Source organism: Paenarthrobacter sp. NPDC056912 (assembly GCF_042786555.1).
Taxonomy (GTDB): domain Bacteria; phylum Actinomycetota; class Actinomycetes; order Actinomycetales; family Micrococcaceae; genus Arthrobacter.
In genome coordinates, this window is the sequence record NZ_JBHUCD010000016.1 from 16,211 (window position 1) to 42,113 (window position 25,903).

Below are 25,903 nucleotides of genomic sequence, written 5' to 3' on the forward strand. Positions count from 1 at the left end.
AAACCATCGCCGGGCGGCCGGCGATGCCAGGCAGGCCAAGGATCCCGCCCCGGAACCAGCAGATCGAATCAATTCCGGCGTCCCCTGAAGGCATCGGAGGCTTGCCGCCACGTGGAGGCGGAGAGGATGGACCCGTGCATCGGCGGCGTTTGGCGGGCAGGATCAACTCCACGGTGCGGCTGGCCGCCACGGTGGAGTTCGCTGCGCCTGCGAAGCACAGGAAGGGATCCCGTGACCGGGCCCAGCGGTCCGGTCACAGCCTCAGCGCGAGGCTCTGACAACGGTCCGCCCGAAGCCTGCCGGAACAGCTCAGCGAAGCTCGCCGGCGACTGCTCCTCCACAGCGTCCACGGTCTCCGCGACAACAGGAGCGTCGCTGCTGTGGAGGACGGTGACCGCATGCTCCGTGACGCCGAGCAGGAAACGTTTGTCCCCGGCGTCGACCACCACCACAGAGGCCTTCTGGCCCACCACCTGGCGGCTGACTACCGTGAGGGCAGCGTCGGCGCGCCGCCGGCCCTTGCCTTTGCCGAGGCGCTTCTGGACGAACCAGATCAGCCCCAGCACAGCGCCAAGGGCCACGAGCACGCGCAGCCCGAGGATGAATGAATCCATCTAGTGCGTTCCCTCTGCCCCGTCCAGGATGCGGGTGATGCGTACGGCGTAGTCCTGGTCCACCACCACTACCTCGCCATGGGCGATCAGCCGGCCGTTGAGCAGGACATCGGCGGGTGCACCGGCCGATCGATCCAGCTCGATCACCCGGCCCGGTTCCAGCGCCAAGGCGTCGCGAACAGACATACGCGTGCGTCCGATCTCAACGGTCAACGCCATTTCCACATTGCTGATGAGGCCAAGTCGCGCAGCCATCTCGCTGTCCTGGCCGCTGCGGGCGGCGGAGCTCAGGTTGGCACCGTTGTCCCGCACACGCACGGCGAACCAACCGAAGGGAGCGCCGCCGTCGCTTAGTTCAAAAACAGCAGTGCCGGGGTCGGACAGCAGCCCGGCGGCATCTTCCTCGCGCAACTCCCCCAGCACACCGGCGTCGAACGCTGACGCCGCCTGTTCCAGAGCAGGACGCAAGACATCGCCGGCCTGCACGGCACTCTGTACCGCGCCTGCCAGCCCGGAACCGCCAGCGGCGGCCAGGAAAGAACGGTCAACCAGCAATAACGCGAAGTCCGCCGTCGAGGCACCCACGAACGTGGCCGTCACTGCAGGTGAGGCATAGGTGGCGGCGTCCTGCGCGGGAACGATGCCCGCAACGCGGAGCGTGGAAGCGCTGGGCAGGTGCAGGGCGAGCCGCTCGGCCGCCGCCGCCTGAAGGGTCAAGATGTTGCTCATCGCTGGTGCTCCTCGGTTGTGACGATGACTGCGGCGGCCCGCGAGCCGTGGCGGGCAGCCGCGGCCGTGGCCAAACGGGTGCCGTTGACAGTGACGTCGAAAGGCCGGTTCTCAAGATGCTGCAACGGCAGGACATCCCCGACGGCGAGGCCCAGGATCTGCGCGGGCGTCACCGGTGCGGGGGTCAGGCGAACAGCGACGTCCACCGGTACCTGCGCGAGTTGGGCACGGACCAGGGCCTCGTTGTCCACGCTGTGAACGGTCGGGTTCACGTCTCCAAGGCGGGACAGGAGGACGTCGGCGGGGATCGCCAGCGTGGCCGCACATTGGGTTTCGCCGACGTTGACGCTGAAAGACGCCACGATCATGAGTTCCGACGGCGCAGCGGCCTGCGCGAACTGGGAGTTGTACTGGATCCCGTCCATGGTCACCGCTTGGGTGAGGAGATTGCCCAGGGAGTACCGGAGATCCTCCAGGACCTCCTCGACCATGCGGGAGATCAGCGCCTGCTCGATCTGGGTGAACTTTCGTTCAGGAACAGCCGTATCCGTTGATCCACCCAGCATCCGGCCCAGCCAGGAAAGGGCTGCCGTTGCGGGGAACTGGATCACGAGCCGGGACTCGCTGCCGTCGATCCTGCACAGCACCATGGACGTGACTGATGGCAGGGAGGCCGAATACTCGTCGTAGCTTTGCATGCTCAGCTGATCCAGGGTTGCCGTGGACTTCAACCGGACCTTGGCAGTGAGCTGCGTGCCCCACTGGCGGGCGAACGTTTCAAACGCCACCTCCAAGACACGGCTGTGTTGCCGGGGCAACGTGGTGGGACGACGGAAGTCATAGACATCCACAGTGCGCTGGCGTGCCGCCGCGCGATCTTCCTGTTCTCCCACGGATGGCACTATCGGCACGTCAGCCGGCGGCGTAAGGCATTCCGTCCAGGACTATCCAGCGACTATTTGGCACCCTTCGCGGCAGCAGCTGTCTCCTGGGTTTGGGCTTCGATGGCGCCCGGGATCAAGGCCCGGACATCCTCCGGACTGGCGGACAGCAACACAACGTCCACTCGCCGGTTCAGTTCCATCAGCTCCTCGGTGGAGTCATCCGTCACCTGGCGGGCAGCACCGAAAGCCACCGCGCCGATCCGTCCCGGCGGCATGCCCGAGTTGTCAACGAAATACCTCAGCACATTGACAGAACGTGCCGCCGAAAGCTCCCACGTTGAAGCGAAGGCCGTGACCCCCTTGGCGGCATGGCCCTCCACCATGACCTCCAGACCGGAACCCACCACGGTGGGTGCGATGGTGTTCAGGATCTGGACGGCCTTGGGCGTAAGGTCAGGCATGTCCGGCTGGAAGAACGTTTGGGAGCCCACAAGCTTTACCGTCAGGCCGCGCTCTCCCACGACGAACTGCACGTTCGCGGCCAGGCCCGCGCCATCCAGTTTGGCCTGCATGGCATTCTGCAAAGCCGTAAGCTTGTCGGCCTCCTTGATGGCCAGGTCCAGCGCTGAAAAACCCTCGCCGTTGGCCGTTGTGAGCTCGGACGGCACCACCACACCGCTGGCGGTGTCCACCTTCTGGCTGATCTCCGTGCCGAAACCCGTGGCCAGCGAATTCCGCAGTTTCTCGAATTTGACCTGATCCACCGATGACATGGCGAACAGGACAATGAACATGCACATCAGGACGGTGACCATATCCATGTAGGAGGCCATCCACCGTTCGTCGACGTGGTGCTCTTCAGGCTGGGAGCCGCGCTTCCTGCGGGACCTCATGCTGCCCTGGACGCCGAAAGCTTGCCGGGCCTGCCGCCGTCGTCCGCTTTGTCTTTGGCGTCCTTCGCTTTGCCGCGGGGCTCGGCCGGGACCATCGCGCGAAGGCGCTCGGCGAGCAGCAGGGGCTGGGTCCCGTTCTGAACCGCAAGCAAACCCTCCATGAGGAGCGTCATGCGCTCAACTTCGAGCTCCGACAGTCGCTTCAGCTTGGCGCTGAGGGGCAACCAGATGAAGTTGGCGGACAACAGACCCCACAGTGTTGCCACGAAGGCTGCCGCGATCATCGGTCCCAAGTGGTCCGGCGAGGACAGGTTCTCCAGGACGTGGGTCAAAGACACCACCGTACCGATGATGCCGATGGTTGGCGCGTACCCGCCCAGGGCGGCAAAGAACTTGGAGGAAACGTGGTCGGCACGGACCTTGGTGTCGATCTCGTCCTCCATCAGGAGGCGGAGTTCCTCGGCATCCGTGCCGTCGGCGATGTTTTGGAGGGAGCGCTGCAGGAACGGGTCCTTGGCGTTGTTGGCCTCTTCCTCGAGGGACAACAGGCCGTCGCTGCGGGCTTTCTCGGCGAGACGGACCAGCTCATCAATGCTCGCCGTGGGCTTGGCCGGCTTGCCGAGGAAGGCCTTGGGCACATCCTTGAACGCCTGAATGACGTCGCGGAAGGTGTTTCCGGCCAGCCCCACCGCAATGGTGGCTCCAAAAACCAGGATCATGGGAGCAGGCAGGAGCAGCGACATGAGGTTCGCGTGTTCCAGGGTGACCATCGCCACCACGGATGCAAAGGCCAGGAGCAGACCAAGGATTGTCATGGGCTACCTTCCGTTCCGGTGGTCGTGATCGTTATCCGGGCTGTGGCCCGGATCGGGTTCGGATTCGGGCGATCGGACCAGGCTGAGGGGGTAGCCCGTGACGGCGGGCAGGTCCTGGGCGCGGCGGAGCACGCTGGCGCGGTAGTTCGCGATCAGCTCCACCACCTCAGCGAGCGATTCCCGCACAACGTAAGCGGCGCCGTCGAGGGTCACCAGATGGGTATCCGGACTCTCGTGGATCCGTTCAAGGATGTCCGGATTCACGGCGAAGCGTGTGCCGTTCAGGCGGGTGACAACGATCATGGGCCGTTTCTGGTTGGGCTCGGCTGGAGGTGGTTCTGTCCCCTACTGTCGGCCGCAAGGGGCGCCGCGTTAGGAGGCGGCAGGAAGACCGCCTTCCTCCCGGCGGTTAGCGCTTCAGGTTGCTCAGTTCCTGCAGGACCTCGTCAGAGGTGGTGATGATGCGGGCATTGGCCTGGAAGCCGCGCTGGGCGACGATCAGGTTGGTGAACTCCTGGGACAGGTCCACGTTGGACATTTCCAGGGAGCCCGATTCCAGGGAGCCCAAACCGGCGTCGCCTGGTGCGCCCAGCTGGGCTGCGCCCGAGTTGGCCGTGGCAACATAGGTGGATCCGCCGGCCTTTTCGAGGCCCTCCACATTGGTGAAGCGCGCAAGGGCCACGCGCGCCAGGACAGTCTTGCTGCCGTTGCTGAAGGAACCGATCAGGGAACCGTCGCCGGCCAAGGTGAAGGACTCCAGCTTGCCGGCTTCCGCACCGTTTTGGCCGGTGACTGCAAGCGTGCTCATCTGCGCGAAGCCGGTCACGGCGTTCATGTCCACGGAAATCCCGCCAACAGTCATTGTCCCGCCGGACGTGAGCGCGCCGTTGGTGAAGGTCATGGCGGACGTACCCGTGGAACCGTTCGCATCGGCGCCGGCCACGTTCCAGCCCGTCGCGGTGCGGCTGAAATTCATGGTGAGGCTGCGCTCGGCCCCGTTGGCGTCGAACACCTTCACTTGGCGCTCCACGGAGGTGCCCACGGCAGCGTCCGACGGCAGGTTCCCGTTCAGTGTGGCCCTCGTCGTAGCCACAGCAGGTGCTGTGGTGTTCGGAGACAACGTGATGGGCCCGGTGGCTCCGCCCTGGTTCACCACGCCGTTGGTGGCCGTCCACCCCTGGAGGATGCCGCCGTCGGGACTGACCAAGCGGCCCGCCGCGTCCATCTGGAAGTTGCCTGCCCGGGTGTAGTACTGCTGGGTTCCCTTTCCGGTGACAAAGAAGCCCTCGCCGGAAATCATGAGGTCAGTGCCGCGGCCGGTGCTCTGCGACGAGCCCTGGCCGAAGTTGGTGCTGACACCGGCCACCCGCACACCCAGGCCGACCTGCGCGGGGTTGGCGCCGCCCACGTCCTGCTGTGGCCCGGCCGCGCCCTGCGTCATCTGCGAGAGCGTGTCCTGGAACTGGGCGGACGACGTCTTGTAGCCGGTGGTGTTCACGTTGGCGATGTTGTTGCCGGTGACGTCGAGCATGGTCTGGTGGGCGCGGAGGCCGGAGATACCGGAGTACAGCGAACGGAGCATGGTGTTGCCTTTCTTCGGGTGAAGTTGGTGAAAATCAGCTGGTTGGAGGGGTGGCTGCGGTGGGGGCGGTCATGCCGGTGATCAGGTCCAGCGGAACTTTGGCGTCCCCCACCGTCACCGTCGGAACGCCGTCCGCGAACGACACCGCACTGGCAACGCCAGAACCCTTGGTCCCGTCGGCCAGCGTGTAGCTCACCTGGGTCCCGATGATCTGGGCAGCGGCCGTACGCATCTGCAGCGAGAAGCTTTCCTTGGCCCCTGCCGTCAGCTCGGTCATCTTCTCCATCATGGAAAGCTGAACCGACTGGCTCATCATCTGGTTGGTGTCCATGGGCGCGCTGGGATCCTGGTACCTCAGCTGCGTCACCAGCAAGGACATGAAAACCTCGGAATCCATGGTTTTCACGGGAGTCCTTGGTGCACTGTCCGACGCTACGCCGTTGTTGGCCGCAATTGCGGGAATAGTAGTCATGGTTGTCTCTCCTTCACCTCAGACGAGGATGTCCAGGCGGCTTGGGCTGCCGGGGTCATGTACGACGCCGGGTGCTGGCTGGCGTCGTTGCTGCGGTTGGTCTTCTGTCCCGTTTGCCCCAGGGTCACCGAAGCGTCGGGGCTGCGGCTCCGCGTCGCGGGGTGCGTTGCCGGTGGCACTGTCACCTCTGGCTCCCCCGTCCTGCGGGCTGTTGTGCGACGAGAGGCTCAGGCTGGCCCCGGAGTCTTCAAGTCCACGCCGGAGTTCCGGGAGGATGTGCCGCACTGCATCCCGGCCGGCATCTCCCGGCGCGAACAGCTCGATCCTTACACCCGCCGCATCAATGTGCGCCCGGACCGTGAGGGGGCCAAGGTCTTCAGGGGACACCCGCAGTGTCATGACATGCTGCCCCGGAGCGGCCGATGCCAGCGAAAACAGGGGCGTGGCGAGCTGGGCGGTGAGGGCAGGCTGAGGTGTGGGTGTGGTTTGCGGGGCGGGCGCTGGCTGCGGGGTGAGCGCGGGTCCGGCCGGGATGACAGCTGTGGGATGGACGGTGACCTGGGCCGGCGTGGGCCCGTGCATCGCGCCCGTTTCGGGGGTTCCCTGCGCAACAGGCCGTTCCAACCACCGAACCGGCAGCGAACCATCGAAACGGGCGGACGACGAGGCACCGGCAGTCGGGGCTGCGGTTGATGCGTCGGTCCGAGTGGTCAGCGCAGCCGGAGCCCCAACCAGAGAAGGGCCAGCGGGCACAGAGTCAGCCAAGGGCAGCCGGGCATCAACCTGCGCGGGCACACCGGCAGTCCCAGCAGTCCCAGCAGTCCCAGCAACGACACTTTCCCGCGGAGCTGCGCCCGTTTCGGGGGTTCCCTGCGAAACAGGCCGTTCCAACCAACGAACCGGCAGCGAACCATCGAAACGGACAGACTGCGAAGCCTCGGCAACCTGGTCCGGGGCGACCACAGGCACCGCCGCCACCACGGTCGCGCAGGCCCCCGAAGCCGCGGCCGCCTCAGGCTCACCCGTTTCCGGGGTTCCCTGCGGAACAGGCCGTTCCAACCAACGAATGGGCAGCGAGCCCTCGAAATGGGCGGATGACGAGGCACTAGCGTCGGTTGTCATGGCTGTTGGTGATGTGCCGGCCCCAGTGGTCCGCTCGGTCGGCGTTCCAGGCACAGGAGTGACACTGGAAATAACGCCAACCAAGGTCAGCTGGGCGTCACCGGGCTCGAGGACACTGGCACTCCCAATCTCCGGCGCGTTCACGGGCCCATTGACAGTCCCAACAACGACGCTTCCCTGCGCAGCTACACCCGTTTCGTGGGTTCCCTGCGGAACGTTCCGTGCCAACGGCCGAATGAACAGTGAGCCACCGAAATGGGTGGCCGAAGCCTCGGCAGTCATCACCGCATCGAACGCCCCGGCACCACCAACCCCGGCCGGACCCGCAACACCGGCCGCATTCAAAGCACCAGCAGCACCCTTCACACACGCGCTGCCCCCAACCACCGCCTGCATCACGAACCCCCAGCAGGGACGATCCGGCGAATCGAGGTCAGGTTGGAGTACTTTTCCCAGGCATCCCGGATCTGGATGGTCTGCCCGGGCACGGGCGCGTCGATTGCCTTGCCGTTGCCCAGGTAGATCGAGATGTGTTCGCCCCCGTAGCTGACCAGGAGGTCCCCTGGTTTGGCTTCTGCCAGTGAAGCCACTGGAGTGCCTTTCTGCATCTGGTCGCTGACAACGCGCGGCAGCTCAACACCCAGGTCCTTGAAGACCCGTTGGACGAACCCGGAACAGTCCATGCCCACCGCAGGGTTTGTTCCGCCCCAGACGTAGGGCACGCCAATGTACTTCTTGGCTGCTGCCACCACGGCGTCACCCGTGACTCCCCCGGAGGCGGTGCCGACAGCCCCGGCGCCAGCGGCCGCCGTCGTACTTCCAGCAGTTGGCACCAGTGCGCTCAGGCCGACAGAACTCAGTCCGGACGCCAGGGAAGCAGAGGAGGTTGTCCCCATCGCGCTGCTCAATGCTGAAGCGAAGGAGGCGGCGTCGGTGGCGGTTGCGGCGCTGGACGCAGGCGAAGAAGCCGCCGAAGCCCGCGCACCCTGGGCCAATTGCTGCAGCGAGGCTTCGATGCTCTGGATCCGCCCGATGGCGTCGGTCATGCTCACGAGGTGGCCTTTCTCTGCCAGGCGGCGGACGCGATCTCGTCCAGGACACCCTGTTCTGCGTGGAGGACAGACGCCGAATATTCGGCCTCGTGACGGATTTCGAGTTTCTCAAGACCCACCGCGCGTTGCTTGGCTTCGGTGTATTCGGAGCGGGCTTCGGCAGCGTCGGCGTCGGCGCTGGCGGCCAGGGCATCCAGCTCTGCGAGCATGCTCTGCGAGGAGGCACGTGCGGCCGCGATGGCCAGCAAGGAAGCAGAGTCGGCAGCATGGCCGGCGGAGTCTGCCAGCGCTTCGCGGGCTTCCGCCCGGCGCACACGCAGCAACGCCGAACGCGAGTTGGCCGCAGCCAGCCCGCTTTCCGCGGACTTCTGTTCGGCTTGCCGCAGCCTCAAGAGCCCTGCCAGGGAAAATTGTCGGTTCACGCGGCTCCTTCAAAGTGTCCAAAGTGCGCTGAGAGGCGGGAAAGTTCGGCCCAGGAGTGGCTGTTCGGAGTCGATTCGCCCATGCCCTGCCGGAGAAACTGGTTGATGGCGCCTTCGTGATCCAGGGCAGCGTCCACCAACGGGTTGCTGCCGTGCCGGTACGCGCCCACGTCGATCAGGTCCTGCGCACCCCGCCGCGCCGCGAGGACGCGCCGGAGCGTGGCGGCGAGCGCCGTGTGCTCACGCGCGTTGACCTTGGACGCCACGCGCGACACCGAGCCCAGGACGTCCACGGAGGGAAAGTGCCCGGTGACGGCGAGTTTCCGGTCCAGGACAACGTGGCCGTCCAAGATGGAGCGGGCGGCGTCGGCGATGGGTTCGTTGTGGTCGTCGCCATCCACCAGCACGGTGTAGATGCCGGTCACGGAGCCGGTTTCGGCGGTTCCGGCACGTTCCAGGAGCCTGGCCAGGACAGAGAAGGTCGACGGCGGGTAGCCGCGGGTGGCGGGCGGCTCACCTGCGGAGAGGCCGATCTCGCGCTGGGCCATGGCAACGCGGGTCAGGGAGTCCATCATGAGCACCACGTCCTTGCCGGCTTCACGGAAGGACTCGGCGATGCGGGTGGCGGTCACTGCGGCGCGAAGCCGCATGAGGGCTGGTTCGTCTGAGGTGGCGACCACTACCACGGAGCGGGCCAGGCCTTCTGGGCCGAGGTCGTCTTCAAGGAATTCGCGCACTTCACGGCCGCGCTCCCCCACCAGGGCGATCACGGAGACTTCGGCGTCGGTGCCGCGGGTAACCATGGACAGCAGCGATGACTTGCCCACGCCGGATCCGGCGAAGAGTCCCATGCGCTGGCCGCGACCCAGGGTGGTCATGGTGTCCAGGACACGCACGCCGGTCTGCAGGGGCGTGTCGATGCGCGCCCTGCTCATGGCGGACGGTGCTTCCTGATCCAGTTCGACCCGGTGGGAGAAGGGCAGCGGGCCTTTGCCGTCGATCGGCCGGCCCAGCGCATCCACCACGCGGCCGAACAACCCGGTGCCTGTGGGGACGAGCATGGGGGTGCCCTTGGCGCGGGCTGGAGCTCCGGCGGCAACTCCGTTCAATCGGCCCAGGGGCATGCACCGCAGGGCCCCGCTGACGGAGGCGACAACTTCGGCGTCGAGCGTTTCAGGACCCGAGCCTATGGTCACCAGCTCTCCTACGGCGCAATCGAGTCCGGCGATCTCCAGGCCCAGTCCCAGTACGGAGGTCACGGTCCCGACGCGTTGCGGAGCGGCGGCGGCCATGGCGGCGTGGAAGCGCCCCGCGTGCGGCCTGTACGCCGTCACGAGCCCGCCCCGAGCAGCGCCTGTTTGGCCCGCTCCAGCGCGGAGGCAATGCGGGCATCGATCCAGCCGTTCGGGTATTCCCCGACGGCGTCGCCCGGGTTCAGCGCGGCATCGGCCTTCAGCTCAACTCCGGCAACGTCTACGACGCCGGATGCCGCGAGCGCTGCCAGGTCACCCGGGTGGAGGCGTACGGTGGTGACGCTTCCGACGCCGGTGCTGCCGCCTCGTTGCGATCCAAGCGCACGGCCGAGCGCCGCCCGGGCAGTGTTCTCTCCTTGCGCCAGCTCATGTCCGAGGACCGCTTCCGCGAGGTCCATGGCACCGGCGGCGAGGACGTCCTGCACTTCGTCCAAGGCGATTTCCTGGCGTTGCTGCGCCGCCGTTGCTGCGGCCTGCAGAAGCTGAACGGAGCGCGCTAAAGCCGTGCGGCCGGCGTCGAGCATTTCCTCATGCTCAGCCCGCAGCTGTTCCTGGAGTCGGCGATGCTCGGCGGCAGCGGCCTGGATTCCGGCGGCGTATCCGGCTGCGTGGCCTTGGACGAAGCCGCGGTCCACCTCGCCGGAACGCTCCGACGATCCGACTGACGGAAACGTCACGCGGGCGAGGTGATCAGTAGACAAAGTCGTCCTCGTCCCCGCGTCGGACCACGATTGCCCCCTCGGCCTCGAGTTCGCGGATGGACCGAACGATCTCGGCACGTGCTTCTTCCACCTGTGAGGCGCGGACCGGGCCGGAGGCATTCATCTCCGATTCGAGGATCTCAAGGTTTCGGCCGGACATGTTGGCGCGGACGGTATCGAGGACCACCGGTGGGGCGCCCTTCATGGCCACGGCCAGTACGTTGGCGCTGACCCCGCGGAGGATCTGCTGGATGTCCCGCGGCTCAAGTTTCACGATGTCCACGAATGTGAGCATCCGGGCGCGGACTTCGGTGGCGAGTTCCGGATCCAAGGTGCCCAGGCCGTCCAGCACGGACCGTTCGGTGGTGACGTCGGAGCGGTTGATGATGTCCACCAACGGCTGGATGCCGCCGACGATTTCGTTGGACTTCCGCTGCGACATGACCGCCCCGGCCCTGACTTTGAGGGTTTCGGCCACGATCCCCACGGCTTCCGGAGAGGCTGACCCCATGGTCGCGATGCAGCGGGCGACTTCGATCCGCTGCGTGTCGCCCAGGCCTGACATGACCGCTGATGCCTTGCCGGGCCGCAGGTGGGCCAGAATCAGCGCAATGGTCTGGGGCAGTTCGCCGTCGATCAGCGCCAGGATCTGCCCGGGGTCCATCATCTCCAGGAACTCGAACGACTTGCCGGCCATGGTGGAGGCCAGCCGGTCCATGAAGCCTGCTGCTTTGTCTGCGCCGAAGGATGCTTCGAGAAGCCCTGCTGCGAACTCCTGGCCGCCGCGTGCCGTGCGGCGGCCGCTGACGGCAAGTCCATGGAACTCGTTGATGACGTGGTCTGCCACCACTGACGAAACGCGGCGGAGCCGGACGATCTCGGCCGCGATGTCCTCGGCTTCTGATTCGGAGAACTGCGCCATGACCGAAGCTGCGCTGCCCGGACTCATCTGCATGAGCACCACAGCGACCTTTTGCACGCCGCTAAGTGCCGAAGCCTCCGGGACGGTGTGGCTCATACGGACTGCCTTTCATCCATGAGTCCGCGCAGGTACTCGGCGGTGCGGGCAGGGTTGTCAGCCACCATGGCCTCGATCTGGGCACGCTTCAGTTCGCCGTCCAGCGCTTCCGAACCGGGGAGCGGCAATGCCGGAGTGGGTTGGATCGGAGTCATAGGCTGGATGGAGGTCAGCTCGATTGCCGTGGTGGCCGGTCCTGTGATGGCAGGCGTGGGGTTGGCTTCCAAGGCGTCGTAGTCCATCCGCTCGCCCAGGTCCACGGGCTCGCGGCGTTGGCGGCGCTTCAGGATGATGAGCACGGCGACGATCAGGGCGATCGCGGCCAAGAGGATGCTTCCAGCAAGAATGAGCGTGTTCATGAGGGCTGCGTCCTTGGCTGCTTCGGCGTCGGCTTGAGCAGCCCCCAGGGCTTCGGCGGCTTTGTCTGCTGCCGCTGTGCTGAACGGGAGCACCTCCACGGTAACGACGTCGCCGCGGGCAGCATCGATCCCGGCGGCTGAGGTGACCAGTGCGCGCACCGAGGCGACATTGACTCCGCCTGCGGCCGCTTCGTTGATCGCTACCGAAATGGTCTGGCGTTTCACGGCTCCCTGCGGGATGGTCCGGTCTTCGGTGACTTTGTTGACGGCGTTGTTCTTGGTGGTGTCGCTGGAATCGTAGCTTCCGTTGGCTGCGTTGCCGCCCGGTACCGCGATGTTGTCCGGACCCAGGACACCGGCGGCGCCACCGCCGGTTCCGGTGTACTTCTCGGTCTTGGTGGATTCGCTCAGGGCCGGGGTGTCAGCGGCCGGTGTGAACGTTTCGCTGCGCTGCTGGGCGGATTCAGCTGTGACGTCTGCTGCGACGGCCACTGTTGCGTTTCCAGGTCCCACCACCCTGTCCAGGACTGCTTTGACGGCGTCCGAGGTGCGTTGCTGGTAGTCCGCTGCCTGCTTGGACGAGGACCCCGTGGCGCCGGCGCCCACCGTGGAGAGGACGTTTCCCTGCGAGTCCACTACTGAGACGTTGGTGGGTTTAAGGTTTTCGATGGCGGCTGATGTCAGGTGCACGATTGCCTGCACTTTGTCCGAGGACAACGTGGTGCCCGGCTGGGTTTCCACGAACACTGATGCAGTGGGCTCGGGGGTAGTGTCCACGAAAACGGACTTCTCGGGGATCGCGAGCCGCACTGCTGCGCTCTTGACGCCGTCCATTGCCTGGACCGTGGTGCTGAGCTCGCCTTCGAGCGCCCGTTTGTAGGTCACCGACTGTTGGAATTCGGAGGACGTAACACCCAGTTTGTCCAGCAGGGAGTAGCCCGTGGCGGCGGCGGAAGGCAGGCCAGCGGCGGCAGCCTTGAGGCGTTCGTCATAGACCTTGTTTTCCGGGACCAGGATGGTGGATCCGCCGTTGCTCAGTTCGTAGGGAATGTTGTCCTTGCGGAGCTGCTCCACGATGCTGTTGGCGTCCGTGTCCTTCAACCCGGAGAACAGGGGCGAGTACGCGGGCTTCCCCAGCCACGCAGTGAGCGCAACGCCGCCAAGAACCAGTACGGCGATGCCAAGGATCGCGAGGGTACGCTGTGCCGGCGAAAACGCCTGGACGCCGCTGCCGATCTTGCGGAAGAACTGGGAAATCCCGGGTGGCATCAGGCCTGCATCCTCATGATCTCGTTGAACGCGTCAATCCCCTTGTTCCGGACGGTGGCCACCAGCTCAAAAGTCACTTGGGCGCGGGTCGAGGCAAGGGTTGCTTTGTGGATATCGTCCAGGTTGCCGGTTACCGCTGAAACGGCCAGCTCCTTGGACGCGGACTGCAAGGACTGCAAATTGTCGACGGCGCCGGTCAGCGCCGCGCCGAAGTCGCCTCCCGTGCCGGCTGACTGGGCGGCTCCGACGTTCCCGGTGTTGATGTAGCCGGTGCCGGTGACACCTTGGATGGCTTCGAGAGGGCCCAGGGCCATCAGGATTTTCCTATCTCGAGTGCGGCCAGATACGTTTCACGTGCCCGATCCACTACTTGGGCGTTGGCCTGGTATCCCCGCTGGGCGATGATCAGTGTCCCCATTTGCTCAGCCATGTCGATGTCCGGGTAGCGTACGTTGCCGTCGGCGTCAGCCAACGGGTGGTCCGGCTGGTACACGATCCTTCCCTCCCCGTCACCGAGCGGGGTGCTTTTGACGTACACCCCGTCACCGTTGTTCCCTTCGGCGGCCTCGATGTAGCGGGCCCGGAAGGCCTCTCCGTCGGTGCGCGAGGCGTTGTTCATGTTGGCCAGGTTGTCTGAAACAGCGTCGAGCCATTTGCGGTGGACGGTCAGTGCCGAGCCCGCGATTCCGATCGCGTCAAAGGTCATCAGTTGGTCCTCAACGCTGTGCGGAGGGAAGTGAACTCGCCGGCGGCGGCCCGTGAAGCGAACTGGTAGCGGAGCACGGTATCGATATTTGACAGGGTCTCCGTGTCCAGGTTGACGTTGTTTCCGTCCGTCCGGGTTGGCTCATCGGACGGGGAAATCGTGGCGTTCACCGTGCCGTCGCCGGAACGCACTGAGGCCGCCAACTGGTCTTCGAACGAGACCCGTTTGGCCTGATAGTTCGGAGTGTTGACGTTGGCAATGTTGTTGGCGATGGTCCGCTGGCGCAAGGAAAGCGCGTCCAAGGCGCTGGCCAAGGCGGCGGAAGTCACGGATTCAAGCACAAAGTCCTGCCTGGTGGTGTCGTAAGGCCAATCCGTGGCCATGCATCGAGCGATCCCTGCTCAGCATCAGTTATCGACACCGTTCGAAAGGCCGTTAGGAGAATCAGGCGACTAATTTTGCAAATGTGGTGCGCACTTTGGGCTCCTACTGCTAAGAATGTCGGATGAGGCGTCTTTTCAACGGCCACCTGTGGGTGCAGGGCTGCACACCGGAACTGTGGGCTTCGTTGTCGAAGAAGCGCTTATCGAGCCACCTGTTGAGGACTGCTGGGAAGACATAGTCGAGGTGTCATTCTGGCAGATGAACCAGTCCACCTCATGGAATGGGCAGCCGAAACTTCGTATCCGTTGGATCTCAAACGCGGGATCTATAGGGCGCGGTACTACGCCACCGGCATGGACGCGGGCCACGATGTGGACACGAGCCCCGAATCAGGCGAGATAGTGGACTCACACAAGCTGGTTCTTTGGCCCTCACGGAGCATTGAGCCAGACAAAGTGCTGCAGCAGCGCAGCGACTGTGCACGCTGGCGGCACGAGTGGGCTGCTTCCATTCCCGTATAGGTCCTCACGCCCCGTCCGTAGGGGCCGCCTTCCCATCCACGCTTGCCGTCAGTTGGTCAATCCGGTCCAAGGCATCGCTGAGCCGCCCTACGGTCTCCCACAGCGAGCGGTGGTCCTTCCGGACCTTCGCCAAGTCAGCGCCGGCAGAGGTGAGCGAGGAAAGGTCGAAACTGACGTTGGTACGGGCACCAGCGATCGCCGCCCTGAGCGCTCCAAAGGCCACCACCACGTCAGCTATGAGCGCCGGGTTCCCATGGGAGGCAAGCCACCCCAGGTCTTCGATGGCCTCGATCGCCCGCTCGCCCAGCACGGCGGAGGCCTTCGCCGCATCGACGGACGCCCGGTGAATCGCGTCTTCACGTTCTCGCCCCGGGTCCAGCCGGAAAGCGGCACCGAAGGCCCTGGAAGCCGCAGCGTCTTCATCGGCCAGGTGCAGGGCGGTTTCACGCAGCGCCCGGGCCCGCCCGTGAAGGTCTGCCAACTCGACGTGACCATCCTCCGTGTACCCAGCCACCATGGAGGTCAGGGACGCGGCGATGGCCAGCATGACCCCTGTCCCGGCACCACCGCCAGGAGAACCAGTGGACTCCGCCAGAGCCTTTGTCCAATCTTCCACGGTGGATCCCTGCGTCGTCACTGATGCGGAATCATTCATGCCACCCAGTGTGCCCGTGTTTTCGCAGCCCGCGAAGAAAACGTGTGGATACACTGGCCAGACGGACGGCGTCGAACGAAAAGGGCAAACCCATGACCATTGACCTCGAAGAGCTTTACAAAGACCTGCACTCGAACCCCGAACTTTCCTTCCAAGAGGTCAGAACAGCCGGGATCGCCGCACAGCATCTTGAAAACCTGGGCTTCACCGTGCACCGCAATGTGGGAAAGACCGGCGTTGTTGGCGTCCTGGAAAACGGTGCCGGCCCGGTGGTCATGCTCCGGGCGGACATGGACGGGCTGCCCGTCAAGGAGGCTACCGGTCTGGACTACGCAAGCACGGCAGTCGGCGTCGATCATGAAGGCAAAGACGTCCCGGTCATGCACGCCTGCGGGCACGACGTCCATGTGAGCTGCCTGGTCGGGGCAGTGGAGGCCCTCGCCAGCCAAAAGCAGGATTGGCAAGGCACCCTGATTGCGGTGTTCCAGCCGGCCGAAGAATGGGGCGGCGGCGCCCAGACAATGGTTGCCGACGGTCTTTACGGCCTCGTCCCGAAGCCCGACGTCGTCCTGGGCCAGCACGTGGCACCGTTTCCCGCAGGATGGTTCGGCATCCGCCCCGGCGTCACCATGGCGTCCGCGGACTCCCTCAACGTGACCATGCATGGCCGTGGCGGTCACGGTTCCCGCCCGGAAACCACCATTGATCCGGTGCTGATGGCGGCCTCGGCAACCGTTCGCTTGCAGGGAATCGTGTCCCGTGAGCTTGCGGCCAGCGACTCTGCCGTGGTGACCGTCGGACAGATCCACTCGGGGTCCAAGAACAACATCATTCCCGAGACGGCCACCCTGGGCCTGAGCATCCGCACGTTCAGCGATCCCATCAGGGAGAAGATCCTGGGCTCGATCGAGCGCATTGTGCGTAGCGAATCGACCGCGTCCGGGTCACCGAAAGACCCTGAGTTCGACTACGAGGAGCGCTTCCCGCTGACAGTCAATGACGAGTCGGCCACCGGGAAGGTAACAGCGGCGTTCCGTGCGAAATTCGGCGACGCCAAGATCATTGATCCGGGTCCCGTGTCCGGCAGCGAAGACGTTGGAGAGCTCGCAACCGCTGCCGGCGCTCCCTTGGTCTTCTGGTTCCTGGGCGGAGTCGATGCGTCCCACTTCAAGGACTGGGCCGAAACAGGCCGGTTTCCGGAGGATATTCCGTCCAACCACTCGCCGTACTTTGCGCCCATCATCCAGCCGACCCTGGCCGCCGGCACCGAAGCATTGGTCACGGCTGCGCGCGAATTCCTGGGCAGCCCAAAGTAGCTCGCATTAGTGGTTGTTCAGCGGCCTCAGAACAACCACTAATGCCAGCCAGTTGGGCTAGCCACGCACGTCCAGCAGCAACGGCCGGTCCGAAGCCGCGCCCGACGGCACTGAATCGATGGCTCCCAGCTGCGTACCGGCGTCGTGCTTCAACCGTGCGAGCGTGGCCATGGCGTCCGTCTGGGCGTCAAGGACGCGGCGGGCACGCTCCTCCAAGGCAGCGGGCAGCGGTCCTGCGTCGGCCGGCGGCGACCATGGCCGGACAGCACCGCCGGACACGGCCAGTGCGATGTCGAGCTCAAAACTGTCCAGAATCGCTGACCAGGGATCAGGCGACACCGAGCGCCCTGCCCGAGGAAACCGCCGGAGCAGAATCAGTGGACAACTGCGCTGCGGCCTCATGCCAGCCTTGCCGCAGCGGTTCCAGGAGCTCGATGGATTCCTTGGTCCGCTCAACATCACGGTAGATGTTGGCGCCGATCAAGGCCTGCATGGCGTACTCGTAGATGCTCGCCAGCGAGGCTGCCCCGTCCCAGAGGTCGGTCCGCAGCGTGGACTGAAGCTCGGCAACAATTGCCTGGGCGTGCAGCAGGTTTTCCCTTGCCACGTCCCAGTTGGCGTTCTCCTGGGCGAGCTGTGCGCGCTTGAGGTCCAGCAAGAGCCGGTCGTAGAGCATGGTCAGCAGGCGCGCCGGCGGGGCGGAAAGGACGGCGTCGTCGTTGTAGCGGGAGAGCTGCTGGGCACGGAGTGCACTGTAGGTCATTGCTTATTCTCCTGTGGACTGCTTGGAAAGGCTGGAAATCTGGCCGGACAGCCACGCTGATTGCGATTGGAGTCCCCCCAGCAGAACCTCCATGTTGGTGTACACGGACTGAAGGGTAGCGCGGCGCGTGGCCAGCCGCTGGTCCCAGTCGGCGATCCTGGTGCCCAGGTCCCGGACTTCGGACTCCCTGCCTTTGATGAGGCCGGAAATGGAACCGCTGTAGGGATCAGCGGCAGCTGTGGCAGCGTCCGCGACGCGGGTTGCGAGGGCCTGGACGGCAGTCTGGGTCGCCACGGGATCGGCGGTCATTGCGGCGGAGAACTTGGCGGCGTCGAACGTGAAGTTGCCGTCTTTGGTGATGTTGATGCCGTACTCGGCCGGGGACTTCCCGTCGATGGGCCTGGACAACGCGGCGAGGACCTGGTCGTTGACCGCCCGGACGCTGCCGTTGCCCGTGAAGATCCCGGCCTTGGGCACGGTGGCGCCGCTCGCGTCCGTTGCCTTGGACACGGCACTGTACATCGCCACGAAACTCAGGACGTCGTTGACAGCCGTGACCAGGCCTTCGGCTTTCTTGGCAATCCCGGCGACGTCGCTGGCCACTGTCACGGTGACGGGGGCCGCCGTCACCGCTGAGGCCGTGACCGAGACTCCCGGAAGGACATCGGCGAACGTGTTGGTGCCGGAGCTGAGGACCTGCTCGGCGGCAGTGCCCGCGTACAGTGTGGCTTTCGCGTCCTGCGCGGACTTCACGACGGCGGCACCAGGGTCCGCCATGAGGTCCACCGCTGTGCCCGCGGTAACTTGGGCAGCCGTTCCCCGGTACGCGGTGAAGGCACCTGCCGCGCCTGACGTGGTGGCCGTCAGTTGCAGGCGGTAAGTACCGTTTCCCGCGGGTACTTTCACTGCCTGGGCACCGCCGGAAGCGGCGTTGATGGCGGAGACCACGTCATCCAGTGAGGTGCTGGCCGGGGAAATCTCGGTCTTCTTGCCAGTGGCATCCACTATCGTCAGCCGGGCCGGAGCGCCGCCGTCCGTGGGCCACGTTGCCATGGCAGCAGTGACGTTGACCTGCGTCTGTGCCAGCTGCGTCACGGTCAGGTCGATCGATCCCGCAGCGGCCGCCGTCGTGGTTTTCGCGGTCACGGAAGGCGAGCTGCTGGTGGCGGTGAACAGGTTCAAGGCACCGGCGGCGGCATTGCCGGATGCGACGTCCTTCAGCGCGGTGAGTTTCACGTTGAGCGACTGCAGGGTGGAGATGACTGTCTGGTTGTTCTGTAGTTTGGTCTTGAGCTGGGCCTGCGGCAAGGCTTCGACGGACATCAGGGAGTTGATGATCGCGGTGGTGTTCAGGCCGCTCGCGAGGCCGTCGATGGAGGTTGCCACGGGTGTTCCTTCCGGAGGATGTCAAAGCCGATGGCGGCTGGCCGGGCCCACAACGAGCGGACCTGGCCAGCCGCCATCAGTTACTGCTGCTGCCTGCGAAACGCGAAGGTCCTAGCGCAGGAGGGACAGTACGCCCTGGCCGGACTGGTTGGCCTGCGCCAGCATGGCGGTGCCAGCCTGGGACAGGATGTTGGCCTTGGTGTACTTGACCATTTCGGCAGCCATGTCCGTGTCGGCGATGCGGGACTGTGCGGCCTGCAGATTTTCGCCGGAAACGGTCAGGGACTTGATGGCGTGGTCCAGTCGGTTCTGGTTGGCGCCCAGGTCCGAACGCTGCGCCGAAACTGCCGTGATGGCAGCGTCGATCGCCGTGATCGTGGTCTGCGCTGCGGCGTTGGTGCTCACGTCGAAGCCCGTTGCGCCGGTAGCGGAGGACAGCGTGCCCGCAGCCGTTGCGACGTCGCCCAGGGTTACCGAGATAACGTCGTTGGCCGAACCAGCGGTGCCCACCTGGATGGTCTTGGTGCCGCCCTTGAGGAGGTCGATGCCGTTGAAGTTCGTGGATTCCGTGATGCGGTCCAGTTCCTTGCCCAGCGAGTCGGCTTCCTTCTTGATTGCAGCGCGTGCATCACCGTTGTTGGTGTCCGATGCACCCTGCACTGCGAGGTCGCGCATGCGCTGCAGTACGGAGTGGACCTCGGTGAGGGCACCTTCGGTGGTCTGGATGATGCTGATGCCGTCCTGGGCGTTACGTGCGGCAACTGCGGAGCCGCTGACCTGGGACTTGAGGCCTTCCGAGATGGCAAGGCCCGCCGCGTCATCTGCGGCACGGTTGATACGCAGGCCGCTGGAGAGCTTCTCCATCGACTTGGAAAGGGTGTCCTGCGTGGCGTTCAGGTTGCGGTACGCGTTGTTCGCCATCAGGTTGTTGTTGATCTGCATGCCCATGGTGTTTTCCTCCGTGATGTGGACTTACTGTGCGGCGGCCCATCCATGGGCCGTCACAACCCACTATCGGAGGCGGTCCAGCGCCGGTTAGTAAAAATGCCGAGGAAAAGAACCAGCGTTTCCAGGGCACCGTCCGCCTAACGGGGAGGCGGCAGCGGCCGATAGATATTGGGGAGTTGGCGGGTGGCACGCCAACCCATCCCGCACCCTTACCCCGACCAGAACTGGAGTTGACCCCCGTGGCCATCCATGAACTGTCAGCCCTGCTGTGGCGCGAGCGCGAACTCCTGGATCTCCTGACCTTCAAGCTCGAAGAAGAGCAACTGTTGCTGACGGCCGGGAAGTCCCGTTGGCTGCCGCACGGCACCCGGGAAGTGGAACAGGTCCTGGACCGTGTTTCCAATGCCGGGCTGGCCCGTGCCGTGGAAATCGCCGCCGTGGCAGAACAATGGGGCGTGTCTGCCGACTGTTCGTTGGCGGAATTGGCCGCGGCATCGCCTGATCCCGCGTGGACAGAGGTCCTGACGTCCCATTTGACGGCCTTGCGGCAGCAGACAGCAGCCATCAAGGAACTCCGCGACGCGAACGAACAATTCCTGCGCGCAGCCGTCCGCTCAACACAGGAAACCATCGCCGACCTGAAACCCGGGGCCGGCACGTATGACGCGCATGGCCGGACCGGAGAAGCGTCAGCGGCCCACCTCGTCGACCGGCAAATCTAAGCACCCCCTGACATCCCGGCCGGACCAGCAAAGGACAACCACGTGAGCACTTTCGGCGGACTCAACACGGCCTACCGTGGCCTCACCGCAGCCCAGCAAGCCATCAACCTGGCCGGCCAGAACATCGCCAACGCCTCCACGCCCGGTTATACGCGGCAGAGGATCGAGCAATCCGCCATCAGCGCACCGCTCCCCATCGGGCTGAACCCGGCCACTGGCCAGGCCGGCCAAGGAGTCTCGGTGGACGGCATCGCACGGCTCGGGAGCAGCTTCCTCGACTCCGGCGTTCGGAACACCGCTGCCCAGTCCGGTTACGCCGGCATTCGGTCCACGGAACTCCAGCGGCTTGAGGACGCGTTGCAGGAACCCGGCCCGCACGGACTTTCGACGGCGTTGCAAACCTTTTGGGCGTCATGGCACGGAGTCTCGAACCACCCGGGCGAGTCCGCGCCGGCGTCGGTCCTGCTGGAGGCGGGGGCCACACTGAGCGCCACCGTATCCGCTGGCTACAAAGCGCTCGACGCGCAATGGAGCCGCGTCCGCGGCGAGGCATCAGCCACCGTGGAGGAGCTCAATGCCGCGGCCGGACACGTAGCCGGCCTCAACGCCACCATCCGTTCGGTCCTGGCTGCGGGCGGTTCGGCGAACGAACTCATCGATGCCCGCAACCAGATGACGGAGTCCATCGCGGCTTTGGCCGGCGGCACGGTCCGCGAGAATGCCGACGGCACCGCTGACGTGTTCATCGGCGGAAACGCCCTGGTCTCAGGGACCTCGCACCGTGAGCTCACGGTGGCTGGCCAAACGTCCTTGAGCGCAGCTGGTTCGCCAGTTCAGCTTGAGTGGGCGGACCGGCCAGGCGTCGCGGTAAACCTCGACGGCGGCCAGCTCGCGGGGGCGGTTTCGCTCCTTGCCCCCGCCGCGCCGGGGAGCTCGGGAACTGGGACGGGAGGGGCAATCGCCGAGGCAGCAGCAGCCTACAACGCCTTCGCCACGCAATTGATGAACGACGTCAACGCCGTCCACCGCACGGGACAATCGTCAACAGGGGCAGGCAACCTGGACTTCTTCACCAGCACGCCAGGAGTGCCCGCCGCACTGTCCATCCGGGTTGTCCCCACCAGTGCGGCCGGAATCGCAACGGGCGCCCCGGGCTCCGGCAGCCTTGACGGAAGCATCGCCGATCGCGTCGCGCAGATCGGCTCCTCGCCCGATGCCCCTGATTCGTTCTGGAGCAGCGTCGTGGCGGGCATCGGGATGGCCTCCCGCTCAGCCCAACAGCATTCGCAACTGTCGGACGCGGCTAGTGTTGCCGCCGTCGGGCAGCGCTCCTCCGGTGCGTCCGTCAGCCTGGACGAGGAGAACATCTTCCTGCTCGCCAGTCAACACGCCTACCAGGCGGCAGCCAGGGTCATGACGGCCATCGACGAGGCCTTGGACGTCCTGATTAACCGCACCGGATTGGTGGGAAGGTAAACCGTGCTCAATCGCGTCACCAACCAGATGATGTCGGCCTCCGCGCAGAGGAACCTGCAATCGGCGCAGTCCAGGCTTGCCGGTCTGCAGGAACGGGCGCTGACGTTGAAGAACATCAGCCGCCCTTCGGACGATCCCGCCGGTGCCGCGCAGTCCATCGCCATGCGCGCCCAGTTGAGCGCCGCCACGCAGTACGGCAACAACATCAGCGACGGCAACGGCTGGTTGGCCGCCGCAGACACGGCACTGGGGCTGTCCACCAACGTCCTCAACCGCGTCCGGGACCTGGTTGTCCAAGCGTCCAATGGAACCCTCAACACCACGGCCAAGGAAGCGATCGCGGTGGAGATCGAGGGCCTTGGCAAAGACCTCCTGACCCAGGCGAACACGCAATACTTGGGCCGGAACGTGTTTGCCGGGAGTTCGGACACCGACGGCGCCTTCAGCAACGCCACTCCCCCAACGTACAACGGTGCCGGCAACGGTTCGGTGGAACGCCGCGTCGATGGTGAGCGGACCGTCCGGGTGGATTCCGACGGCGGTACGATCTTCGGGGACGGCGCCGGCTCCGTTTTCGCTCTGGTGAGTGACGTCGTCGCGGACATCCGTTCAGGCGTCAATCCCAACGCGCGGCTGGGCGCCCTCGGTGACCGGATCAAGGCCGTCATCGATGGAAGGTCAGATGTTGGCATGCGGCAGGCTCGGCTCGGCCAGGCCCAGGAGTCCTTGGAAGGGATGAAGGCTACGCTGGAAACCCAGAGGGCCCGTGTGGAAGACATGGACCTGGGAAAGGCGGTTCTGGATTTGAAATTGCAGGAAACCAACTATCAAGTGGCGCTTGCCGTGACGGCCAAGGTGCTCCAGCCCACGCTCATGGACTTCCTGCGATGAGCCCGGCACCGGTGTTCGAGACACTGACCTTCGCCTCCCCCATGCCGGGCTTGGAGTCCGCCGAGGGGTTCTCATTGCGCGGAATTGCCGGGGCGGAGGGCTTGTACGCGTTGGAAGCCTCCACCCCGCGCGTCCGGATGTTCGTGGCTGATGCTGCCGTCTATGTCCCTGACTACGCCCCGGTCATTTCGGGAGCGGCCTTGGACTCGCTGGAGCTCGCAGGGAGTGCGGCCACCATGTTGGTAGTGGTGAACCCGACGCCGGACAAAACAACGGTCAACCTCATGGCCCCGATTGTGGTGAACCCCGCCACTGGCCGCTGTGTCCAAGTCATCCTGGACGGTGCTAAATACCCGCTGCGGGCCGAGCTGGGCTGAGGCGGCCCGGCGCCGCGGCCCGGGTGCCCGGCGCCCGTCCGCACGGCCTCAGAGCTGTATGACGCGCTGTTCGGCAGCGCTCCGGCGGGCAGCGTCGAGCACTTCAACGGTCCTCACGCCTTCCTCGGCCGGGACCGGCTCCGGCCCCTTGCGCCCCCCCAAAAAAAATAGCGACACGACCCAACCACCACGGAAAAAGGACTTAACGTACGCCAAAAATGAGGAAACCCAGATCACTAACGTACGATTTCGTCCGTTTTCTGTGGCGACCCCTATATGGGGTATGACCGTAGCCCCCATTTCACCCCAGCCGCTGTCCGTAGACGATGCAGCGGCAATTCTTGGAAACAAGACCGGCCTGACCGTCATCCGGCATCTGATGGACCATGGGCCTTCGACAATCACGTCGATCATTCAGGTCGTTGGGCGCTCACACACCCTTATCTGGAGGTGCTTGAAGGATCTGGAACATGCCGGCATCGTGAGCGCAAACGTTCCGGAAGGGGCACGCCACAGACGGGCACTGGTCTACGAGTATGTTCCCGAAGGCTTCATAGCGGCACTGGATCTCCTGAAGGACGCCTTCCAACCCTAAGTGTGGGGCACCCGATGAATGGACCCCGGTTGAGTCCCCGCGGCGGCCGGGCACGCAATGGAGGACATCTCGGGGCTCGGGGGCTTCGCTCCGGGTGAACGTACTGACCGTCATTACCGGGACCGGGAAGGCTATTCAGTCCTGACAGCCCGCATGGGGAATCCCTTGGGGGGAGGCTCCGGGCGGGGTGTTGGGGCAGTAGCATTGTCAATGCTGTCCCGGTCACTACCAGGGGTGGGTGGATCATGCCCCGCCCCTGGTAGTGTGCCCCCGCGTCCTCCGGTGCAGGGGTGCACTGGCCCGCTGTCGAGTCCCAGCGGACGGTGCGGCCGTCTACGCCCCCATGTGGACGGCCGCACTCCTCGTGCCAGCCGTGGCCGGGGGTCGTTCGCGGATCAATGCGGCTTCATATTCGGCCATGAGCGCCAAACATTCCGAAGACGAACTTGCCGTGCGCGGTCGGGGTGTCCACGATTCCGCTGGCCAAGAGGGATAGAGGATTCGGTTGGTGCGGATCAGCCCTTCCACCGCTCATGGGCTGACTGTCGGCTCCTGGACGCGGTCGGGATTCTCCGGGATCTGAAGGTCACAGATGCCCGCAAGGTCCCTTTAGAGGCACCGGTTGGGTTCGTCCCGGCGCCGTGGTCCGGGTATCTGCAGGCCGCGGCCGAGTCCGGGAATACGAGCGCGTACCGGCATTATTGGGAGCTGTGCACTTTGTTGGCTTTGCGTGGCGGGCTGCGCACCGGTGACTTGTTTGTGCCGGTTCACGACGCTACTCGGACCCGACTGCTTACCTTCTCACTCCTGAAAGATGGGGGTTGCAGCATGATGAGTTTTGCAAGTTGGTCGGTAAGCCAGCGGACTCGCCCCGGGCACTGGTCCGGATGCAGGAGGAACTGGACGAAGCGCTTGGTGGTCTGGAGGAGGTTCTTGCCCGCCGGGGATGGACCGGTGCGCCTGGACGAGAACGGTGACCTGGTGATCTCGCCCTTGACGGCGGAGGACGTTCCGGCCGATATCGTGGAATCCTAGGTGGCTATGCAGCCAGGACTTCCACTGCTTGGTGCACAAGCGGACGCAACCTGAAATTTCAAGACTTTCATCCGGGCTGGCTGAGTCTATGGGTTTCCTCGCGAAAGTCTATGTGCAGGACGTAAAGGCCGACCCTGGGAGTTGTTCCCCGGGTCGGCCACAAACTCGCGCTTCATCATCGACAACCACTTATTAATTAGGAGTTTGTGATTCAAATCCGGAATTCGTCCTATAACGGTTTCGGTGGATCTCCGATTTGTCCGTGTGGATGTTCCTAGGCAGTTGCCGCGTTCTTGCGAGTACGCATCACGTAAATTCCACCAAGTGCCAGGAGCCCGGCGGATGCCGCTCCGCCGCCGATCACCGGGTCAATCATAGGGGCGTTGACCACTTCCGGTGTCCGGTACTGGAGGTTGGTGGTTCCGCCGGAGATAGCACCATTCGATGAGTTCGTCAGGATGAATGATCCGTCCGTGTAAAGCGTGTTATCGGCCGCGCTGGACTGGACAGTCACGTCTGCGAGAAGATTCACACCGCTTGGTGAGCCGTTGCCGGCAGCGGGTATCGTGATTGAGCCGCTGCAGGTCATGTTCTTTCCTGCGTTGCTGATATTGCAATTTGTGAATCGCTTTGAAGTCCCCCCTGAGGGGACGCCCTGGTTTATGTCCATGCCCCAAACCTCAGGGGTTTCGAAGATTGAATTGGCTGGCGCTGTCAGGTTCAGGGTTACCGTACCAGTCTGGGTAACGCCGATTTGGTTGAGGACTTGGGCGCCAACATTGCCTGTGGCACCTATGGCGATGGTTTTTGCCGGGATGACAGTCGGCGCGAGGGTGGCTGCAAAGGCCCCCGCTGCTGTACCGGAGAGCAGTGCACCGGCTATCAGGGCGCTGGCGCCAGCACTAGTGATTGCCTTGCGAATCTTAGTGGTCATGGGAATGAC

Annotated in this window: 31 protein-coding genes; 7 read left to right on the plus strand and 24 right to left on the minus strand. The window is 64.8% G+C overall.

Translation table 11 applies throughout. The features are described 5' to 3' along the window. Positions 1-68 precede the first annotated feature (68 nt). The 18 genes from fliO to ACFRJ9_RS16985 all read right to left on the minus strand — a co-directional run bounded on the left by fliO (position 69) and on the right by ACFRJ9_RS16985 (position 14,232). Positions 69-614, minus strand: a complete 546-nt coding sequence (gene fliO / locus ACFRJ9_RS16900) for a flagellar biosynthetic protein FliO (RefSeq protein ID WP_377670192.1) — start codon at positions 612-614, stop codon at positions 69-71. Further along, a complete protein-coding gene (fliN, locus tag ACFRJ9_RS16905; protein ID WP_377670194.1) occupies positions 615-1,343 on the minus strand; it encodes a flagellar motor switch protein FliN in 729 nt (242 codons plus the stop codon). Continuing rightward, complete coding sequence (locus ACFRJ9_RS16910) at positions 1,340-2,236, minus strand: flagellar motor switch protein FliM (RefSeq protein ID WP_377670197.1); 897 nt, start codon at positions 2,234-2,236, stop codon at positions 1,340-1,342. The genes fliN and ACFRJ9_RS16910 overlap by 4 nt, the downstream gene beginning before the upstream one ends. A gap of 62 nt (positions 2,237-2,298) precedes the next feature. Continuing rightward, on the minus strand, positions 2,299-3,120 hold the full coding sequence (locus tag ACFRJ9_RS16915; protein ID WP_377670199.1) for a flagellar motor protein MotB: 822 nt from the start codon (positions 3,118-3,120) through the stop codon (positions 2,299-2,301). Further along, complete coding sequence (locus tag ACFRJ9_RS16920; protein WP_377670202.1) at positions 3,117-3,935, minus strand: motility protein A; 819 nt, start codon at positions 3,933-3,935, stop codon at positions 3,117-3,119. The genes ACFRJ9_RS16915 and ACFRJ9_RS16920 overlap by 4 nt, the downstream gene beginning before the upstream one ends. A 3-nt stretch (positions 3,936-3,938) precedes the next feature. Beyond that, positions 3,939-4,238: a flagellar FlbD family protein gene (locus tag ACFRJ9_RS16925; protein WP_377670205.1), complete on the minus strand. Its 300-nt coding sequence runs from the start codon at positions 4,236-4,238 to the stop codon at positions 3,939-3,941. A 106-nt stretch (positions 4,239-4,344) separates the two neighbouring features. After that, a complete protein-coding gene (locus tag ACFRJ9_RS16930; protein ID WP_377670208.1) occupies positions 4,345-5,517 on the minus strand; it encodes a flagellar hook protein FlgE in 1,173 nt (390 codons plus the stop codon). A gap of 34 nt (positions 5,518-5,551) precedes the next feature. Then, positions 5,552-5,989 carry a flagellar hook assembly protein FlgD gene (locus ACFRJ9_RS16935; protein WP_377670211.1) on the minus strand — a complete coding sequence of 146 codons (438 nt, stop codon included), beginning with the start codon at positions 5,987-5,989 and terminating at the stop codon, positions 5,552-5,554. A gap of 18 nt (positions 5,990-6,007) precedes the next feature. Next, entirely contained in the window at positions 6,008-7,477 is a 1,470-nt protein-coding gene (locus tag ACFRJ9_RS16940; RefSeq protein WP_377670213.1) for a flagellar hook-length control protein FliK, read from the minus strand. Between the two features lie 29 nt (positions 7,478-7,506). Next, complete coding sequence (locus tag ACFRJ9_RS16945; protein WP_377670455.1) at positions 7,507-8,157, minus strand: C40 family peptidase; 651 nt, start codon at positions 8,155-8,157, stop codon at positions 7,507-7,509. Between the two features lie 2 nt (positions 8,158-8,159). After that, positions 8,160-8,585, minus strand: coding sequence for a flagellar FliJ family protein (locus tag ACFRJ9_RS16950; protein ID WP_377670217.1), 426 nt, complete (start codon positions 8,583-8,585; stop codon positions 8,160-8,162). Next, entirely contained in the window at positions 8,582-9,877 is a 1,296-nt protein-coding gene (locus tag ACFRJ9_RS16955; protein ID WP_377670458.1) for a FliI/YscN family ATPase, read from the minus strand. Before ACFRJ9_RS16955 ends, ACFRJ9_RS16950 begins: the two co-directional genes overlap by 4 nt. A gap of 38 nt (positions 9,878-9,915) precedes the next feature. Beyond that, complete coding sequence (locus tag ACFRJ9_RS16960) at positions 9,916-10,539, minus strand: FliH/SctL family protein (RefSeq protein ID WP_377670219.1); 624 nt, start codon at positions 10,537-10,539, stop codon at positions 9,916-9,918. Continuing rightward, entirely contained in the window at positions 10,529-11,557 is a 1,029-nt protein-coding gene (gene fliG, locus ACFRJ9_RS16965) for a flagellar motor switch protein FliG (protein WP_377670222.1), read from the minus strand. Before fliG ends, ACFRJ9_RS16960 begins: the two co-directional genes overlap by 11 nt. Beyond that, entirely contained in the window at positions 11,554-13,185 is a 1,632-nt protein-coding gene (gene fliF / locus ACFRJ9_RS16970) for a flagellar basal-body MS-ring/collar protein FliF (protein ID WP_377670225.1), read from the minus strand. Before fliF ends, fliG begins: the two co-directional genes overlap by 4 nt. After that, entirely contained in the window at positions 13,185-13,499 is a 315-nt protein-coding gene (locus ACFRJ9_RS16975) for a flagellar hook-basal body complex protein FliE (RefSeq protein ID WP_377670227.1), read from the minus strand. The genes fliF and ACFRJ9_RS16975 overlap by 1 nt, the downstream gene beginning before the upstream one ends. Next, positions 13,499-13,891, minus strand: coding sequence for a flagellar basal body rod protein FlgC (locus tag ACFRJ9_RS16980; protein WP_207596508.1), 393 nt, complete (start codon positions 13,889-13,891; stop codon positions 13,499-13,501). Before ACFRJ9_RS16980 ends, ACFRJ9_RS16975 begins: the two co-directional genes overlap by 1 nt. Beyond that, positions 13,891-14,232 (minus strand): flagellar basal body rod protein FlgB, encoded by a 342-nt coding sequence (locus tag ACFRJ9_RS16985; protein WP_377670460.1) that lies wholly within the window; start codon positions 14,230-14,232, stop codon positions 13,891-13,893. Before ACFRJ9_RS16985 ends, ACFRJ9_RS16980 begins: the two co-directional genes overlap by 1 nt. A gap of 318 nt (positions 14,233-14,550) precedes the next feature. Here ACFRJ9_RS16985 and ACFRJ9_RS16990 point away from each other — a divergent pair, with 318 nt between their 5' ends. Continuing rightward, entirely contained in the window at positions 14,551-14,796 is a 246-nt protein-coding gene (locus ACFRJ9_RS16990) for a hypothetical protein (RefSeq protein WP_377670230.1), read from the plus strand. 4 nt (positions 14,797-14,800) lie between these two features. Here the strand turns inward: ACFRJ9_RS16990 and ACFRJ9_RS16995 are convergent, their stop codons facing one another. Then, on the minus strand, positions 14,801-15,451 hold the full coding sequence (locus tag ACFRJ9_RS16995) for a cyclodeaminase/cyclohydrolase family protein (protein WP_377670233.1): 651 nt from the start codon (positions 15,449-15,451) through the stop codon (positions 14,801-14,803). Between the two features lie 92 nt (positions 15,452-15,543). Here ACFRJ9_RS16995 and ACFRJ9_RS17000 point away from each other — a divergent pair, with 92 nt between their 5' ends. Continuing rightward, on the plus strand, positions 15,544-16,767 hold the full coding sequence (locus ACFRJ9_RS17000; protein WP_377670235.1) for an amidohydrolase: 1,224 nt from the start codon (positions 15,544-15,546) through the stop codon (positions 16,765-16,767). Between the two features lie 57 nt (positions 16,768-16,824). On the opposite strand, the gene ACFRJ9_RS17005 is transcribed toward ACFRJ9_RS17000, so the two are convergent. The 4 genes from ACFRJ9_RS17005 to ACFRJ9_RS17020 all read right to left on the minus strand — a co-directional run bounded on the left by ACFRJ9_RS17005 (position 16,825) and on the right by ACFRJ9_RS17020 (position 19,864). Further along, positions 16,825-17,106 (minus strand): hypothetical protein, encoded by a 282-nt coding sequence (locus ACFRJ9_RS17005; protein WP_377670238.1) that lies wholly within the window; start codon positions 17,104-17,106, stop codon positions 16,825-16,827. Then, positions 17,096-17,530 (minus strand): flagellar export chaperone FliS, encoded by a 435-nt coding sequence (gene fliS, locus ACFRJ9_RS17010; RefSeq protein WP_377670240.1) that lies wholly within the window; start codon positions 17,528-17,530, stop codon positions 17,096-17,098. Before fliS ends, ACFRJ9_RS17005 begins: the two co-directional genes overlap by 11 nt. A gap of 3 nt (positions 17,531-17,533) precedes the next feature. Then, positions 17,534-18,916 carry a flagellar filament capping protein FliD gene (gene fliD, locus ACFRJ9_RS17015; protein ID WP_377670242.1) on the minus strand — a complete coding sequence of 461 codons (1,383 nt, stop codon included), beginning with the start codon at positions 18,914-18,916 and terminating at the stop codon, positions 17,534-17,536. Between the two features lie 111 nt (positions 18,917-19,027). Further along, positions 19,028-19,864 carry a flagellin gene (locus ACFRJ9_RS17020; protein ID WP_377670244.1) on the minus strand — a complete coding sequence of 279 codons (837 nt, stop codon included), beginning with the start codon at positions 19,862-19,864 and terminating at the stop codon, positions 19,028-19,030. Positions 19,865-20,103: 239 nt separating this feature from the next. On the opposite strand from ACFRJ9_RS17020, the gene ACFRJ9_RS17025 reads away from it, so the two are divergent. The 5 genes from ACFRJ9_RS17025 to ACFRJ9_RS17045 all read left to right on the plus strand — a co-directional run bounded on the left by ACFRJ9_RS17025 (position 20,104) and on the right by ACFRJ9_RS17045 (position 23,925). Then, entirely contained in the window at positions 20,104-20,586 is a 483-nt protein-coding gene (locus ACFRJ9_RS17025; protein WP_377670246.1) for a flagellar protein FlgN, read from the plus strand. A gap of 42 nt (positions 20,587-20,628) precedes the next feature. After that, positions 20,629-22,062: a flagellar hook-associated protein FlgK gene (flgK, locus tag ACFRJ9_RS17030; RefSeq protein ID WP_377670248.1), complete on the plus strand. Its 1,434-nt coding sequence runs from the start codon at positions 20,629-20,631 to the stop codon at positions 22,060-22,062. A gap of 3 nt (positions 22,063-22,065) precedes the next feature. Further along, entirely contained in the window at positions 22,066-22,953 is an 888-nt protein-coding gene (flgL, locus tag ACFRJ9_RS17035) for a flagellar hook-associated protein FlgL (protein ID WP_377670251.1), read from the plus strand. Further along, on the plus strand, positions 22,950-23,330 hold the full coding sequence (locus ACFRJ9_RS17040) for a flagellar assembly protein FliW (protein WP_377670253.1): 381 nt from the start codon (positions 22,950-22,952) through the stop codon (positions 23,328-23,330). The genes flgL and ACFRJ9_RS17040 overlap by 4 nt, the downstream gene beginning before the upstream one ends. 283 nt (positions 23,331-23,613) lie before the next feature. Next, entirely contained in the window at positions 23,614-23,925 is a 312-nt protein-coding gene (locus ACFRJ9_RS17045; protein WP_377670255.1) for a winged helix-turn-helix domain-containing protein, read from the plus strand. A gap of 1,309 nt (positions 23,926-25,234) precedes the next feature. Here the strand turns inward: ACFRJ9_RS17045 and ACFRJ9_RS17050 are convergent. Further along, the gene (locus ACFRJ9_RS17050) at positions 25,235-25,894 is read right to left on the minus strand and encodes a hypothetical protein (RefSeq protein WP_377670258.1); all 660 of its coding nucleotides are present in this window, start codon (positions 25,892-25,894) and stop codon (positions 25,235-25,237) included. Between the last annotated feature and the right edge of the window lie 9 nt (positions 25,895-25,903).

What these genes read in the sequence shown, in the direction of transcription:
- fliS (WP_377670240.1), bottom strand. Translation starts at nt 17,530, where the DNA reads ATGACCTACAGTGCACTCCGTGCCCAGCAGCTCTCCCGCTACAACGAC.
- fliO (WP_377670192.1), bottom strand. Translation starts at nt 614, where the DNA reads ATGGATTCATTCATCCTCGGGCTGCGCGTGCTCGTGGCCCTTGGCGCT.
- ACFRJ9_RS17040 (WP_377670253.1), top strand. Translation starts at nt 22,950, where the DNA reads ATGAGCCCGGCACCGGTGTTCGAGACACTGACCTTCGCCTCCCCCATG.
- ACFRJ9_RS16980 (WP_207596508.1), bottom strand. Translation starts at nt 13,891, where the DNA reads ATGACCTTTGACGCGATCGGAATCGCGGGCTCGGCACTGACCGTCCAC.
- ACFRJ9_RS16955 (WP_377670458.1), bottom strand. Translation starts at nt 9,877, where the DNA reads ATGGCCGCCGCCGCTCCGCAACGCGTCGGGACCGTGACCTCCGTACTG.
- ACFRJ9_RS16915 (WP_377670199.1), bottom strand. Translation starts at nt 3,120, where the DNA reads ATGAGGTCCCGCAGGAAGCGCGGCTCCCAGCCTGAAGAGCACCACGTC.
- fliG (WP_377670222.1), bottom strand. Translation starts at nt 11,557, where the DNA reads ATGAGCCACACCGTCCCGGAGGCTTCGGCACTTAGCGGCGTGCAAAAG.
- ACFRJ9_RS17045 (WP_377670255.1), top strand. Translation starts at nt 23,614, where the DNA reads ATGACCGTAGCCCCCATTTCACCCCAGCCGCTGTCCGTAGACGATGCA.
- ACFRJ9_RS16945 (WP_377670455.1), bottom strand. Translation starts at nt 8,157, where the DNA reads ATGACCGACGCCATCGGGCGGATCCAGAGCATCGAAGCCTCGCTGCAG.
- ACFRJ9_RS17050 (WP_377670258.1), bottom strand. Translation starts at nt 25,894, where the DNA reads ATGACCACTAAGATTCGCAAGGCAATCACTAGTGCTGGCGCCAGCGCC.
- ACFRJ9_RS16935 (WP_377670211.1), bottom strand. Translation starts at nt 5,989, where the DNA reads ATGACTACTATTCCCGCAATTGCGGCCAACAACGGCGTAGCGTCGGAC.
- ACFRJ9_RS16930 (WP_377670208.1), bottom strand. Translation starts at nt 5,517, where the DNA reads ATGCTCCGTTCGCTGTACTCCGGTATCTCCGGCCTCCGCGCCCACCAG.
- ACFRJ9_RS16975 (WP_377670227.1), bottom strand. Translation starts at nt 13,499, where the DNA reads ATGGCCCTGGGCCCTCTCGAAGCCATCCAAGGTGTCACCGGCACCGGC.
- ACFRJ9_RS16990 (WP_377670230.1), top strand. Translation starts at nt 14,551, where the DNA reads ATGGAATGGGCAGCCGAAACTTCGTATCCGTTGGATCTCAAACGCGGG.
- ACFRJ9_RS17020 (WP_377670244.1), bottom strand. Translation starts at nt 19,864, where the DNA reads ATGGGCATGCAGATCAACAACAACCTGATGGCGAACAACGCGTACCGC.
- fliN (WP_377670194.1), bottom strand. Translation starts at nt 1,343, where the DNA reads ATGAGCAACATCTTGACCCTTCAGGCGGCGGCGGCCGAGCGGCTCGCC.
- fliF (WP_377670225.1), bottom strand. Translation starts at nt 13,185, where the DNA reads ATGCCACCCGGGATTTCCCAGTTCTTCCGCAAGATCGGCAGCGGCGTC.
- ACFRJ9_RS16995 (WP_377670233.1), bottom strand. Translation starts at nt 15,451, where the DNA reads ATGAATGATTCCGCATCAGTGACGACGCAGGGATCCACCGTGGAAGAT.
- ACFRJ9_RS16925 (WP_377670205.1), bottom strand. Translation starts at nt 4,238, where the DNA reads ATGATCGTTGTCACCCGCCTGAACGGCACACGCTTCGCCGTGAATCCG.
- ACFRJ9_RS17000 (WP_377670235.1), top strand. Translation starts at nt 15,544, where the DNA reads ATGACCATTGACCTCGAAGAGCTTTACAAAGACCTGCACTCGAACCCC.
- ACFRJ9_RS16920 (WP_377670202.1), bottom strand. Translation starts at nt 3,935, where the DNA reads ATGACAATCCTTGGTCTGCTCCTGGCCTTTGCATCCGTGGTGGCGATG.